Here is a 2357-nt window from a genome sequence, read left to right as displayed (position 1 = left end):
GAAGCCGATGATCGATAGCCAGGCGGCACGGTTGCCAGTCCAGCCTCGGGTCGCACGCGCGTGGAGGTAGCCGGCGTAGACCACCCAGATCACGAAGGTCCAGACCTCTTTGGGGTCCCAGCCCCAGTAGCGGCCCCAGGACTGCTGGGCCCAGATCGCGCCGGTGATCATGGGCCCAAGGGTCCAGAAGACGAAGCCCACGGCGTTGAGGCGGTAGGCCCAGGACTCCAACGAGAAGGCCTTGGGCACCAGGTGCATGAACTGCCAACGGGAGACTGTCCGTTCGAACCACCCCGATGGCCCCTGCGCCAGCGCCTTTTCGCGCCTAGCCTGGACTAGCTGCAGCACGTTCATGGCGAAGGTCAGCACGAACAGCCCGATTGCCGACGCGGCCAGGCTCACGTGGATGGCCAGCCACGGACTTTGCAGAGCCGGTTGGACGTGCCCGATGGGAGTGGGGAAGCCGATGGTAGCGGCCACCATCATCGCTACAACCAGGCCGAGGACGAAGGTTCCGATGAATCGCAGGTCGCGCCGGAGCAAGGCCAGCAGGTAGACGACGGCGACCACCAGGGCGGCGCCGACGAGGAATTCGTACATATTGCCCAGCGGCCAGCGTGAGGCTGCGACTCCGCGGGCCACCACCGCGAATGCGTGGGCAGCCGCGGCCACAATGGTTAAGGCGACTGCGGCGTTGGCGAATGGGCGTGGCGCCCTCAGGTATGCCATGTCCTGGTCCACCAGTTCCGGGATATCCGAGGAATCCCCTCTGCCGCCTGGAGGTGCGGACGCCCGGTCTGCGGTGCCGGGGGCAGATGATCCGGCAGCCGCCGCTGTCAGCTTGCTGCTCCGGGTTAAGGAGCCCTCGTGTTCTTCTGCAAGCTCGGCCTCAATACGTCGGATCGTGGTAGAGCTTTTTGCGGTGTCTACGGTAAAGAGAATGAAAGCAAGCGTGTAGATAAACGCTGCGATCATCATGAACAGTTCAGAGTATTCGGCCAGTGCAATGTTGATGGGTGGCAGGGTGATGGCCCCAAGTGTAAACAGCATGGTCAGTCGCGCCTTCCTGTCGTCGCTTCGTCCTCAGCCTCATCCAGGGCTGCTGGTGGTCGCACGGGCCAGGTCTTCTCGAACTGGGCTCGCAGAGCGATGTTCTCGTCGCGGAGACCGAAGTCCTCTCCCCTGGAGAGCAGCCCGTAACGCACCAACGTGCGGCCGGTTTCGGTGATCTCTGCAGTCACCCAGGCACGACGACGGCGCAGATACAGGCTGATGACTAGTCCTGCGGTGGCCGTCAGCGCGAACACCAGGATCGCGGTCTCGCCCGGGTTATAGGTGATGTCGATGGCGATGTAGTCCTGGACATCCTCAAATTCCAACGTGCCCAACCCGTCAGGAAGCTCATGAGTCTCCCCCGGCCCCAACACCACCCCGCCGGCCTCAACCTCCCGGGAGTTCAGCACCTCCAGGTCATCAGTCTCCAGCACGTAGACGTTCTGCGGGATGCCCTCGTCCAAGCCCAGGTCCCCGGCGTAGGCGTTCAGGTGCAGCTCCGGATTGCCCAGTTCAGGGTCAGCTGAAACAGCCATACCATCTCCACCATCTACTGCAGTAGGCAGAAACAGACCCACAAACCCCAGCTGCTCAGGATCAGCATCGGGAGCCTTGACCACCATCCTGGAAGTGTAGACACCATCATCAGGACGGGTGATCACCGGCCCAGAGAAGGCCACCTCGCCTTCGCCGTCGCGTACGGTGACCACCGGTGCGTAGCCGTTGCCCACCAGGTAGATATTGGCTCCGCCCAGTGTGAGCGGGTGGTTGACCTTCAACGTCGTCTCCTCAGGTTCAGCATCGACGTCTTCCTGGACGGTGACCCACGCAGTGAAGTCCAACGCATTGCCCCAATCCGCTCCAGCCTCTCCTTCAGCTGTGACCTGCCTGTCGAAAGCACGCTCAAAATCATTGAGCTGGATGGAGAACGGGTCGAGCTGATCCTCGCTGAACCAGGTGCCGGGATAGAAGTTGTCATAGGCGACCAGCGCGTTGACGAAACCCTCGTCCTCCACAATGATCTTCTGGCCGCGGTAGCTGAACATCGCACCCAACGCCACAAAGATCAGCACCCCCACCAGCGAGACATGGAAGAGGATATTGCCGACTTCACGGAGATAACCTTTCTCCGCACCGATGGAGCCGCCGCCGGCCTCATCGGGACGGACTTCAACCCGATACCGACGACGCCGCATAATCTTCGCGGCATCCTCAAGCGCCTGATCGGGGCCGGGCCCATCGTCGTCGAGTTCAAGTGCCCCGTATTCAGGCAGCCGTTCTAGCCGGCGCGGGGTGCGCGGGGG

2 protein-coding genes are annotated in these 2357 nt (G+C 62.5%); both read right to left on the bottom strand.

The window, feature by feature from the left end; all coding sequences use genetic code 11:
• Positions 1-1050: c-type cytochrome biogenesis protein CcsB (gene ccsB / locus GNZ21_RS00055; RefSeq protein ID WP_157320179.1), on the bottom strand; the 1050-nt coding region annotated here is incomplete at its 3' end.
• Positions 1051-1052: 2 nt separating this feature from the next.
• The coding region (resB, locus tag GNZ21_RS00050) for a cytochrome c biogenesis protein ResB (RefSeq protein WP_157320177.1) at positions 1053-2357 on the bottom strand (1305 nt) is incomplete at its 5' end.

Origin of the sequence: Nesterenkonia alkaliphila (genome assembly GCF_009758175.1) — a bacterium.
GTDB lineage: Bacteria > Actinomycetota > Actinomycetes > Actinomycetales > Micrococcaceae > Nesterenkonia > Nesterenkonia alkaliphila.
The sequence above is the reverse complement of the archived record's forward strand: the minus strand, read 5'-3'. Positions and strand labels throughout refer to the sequence as shown.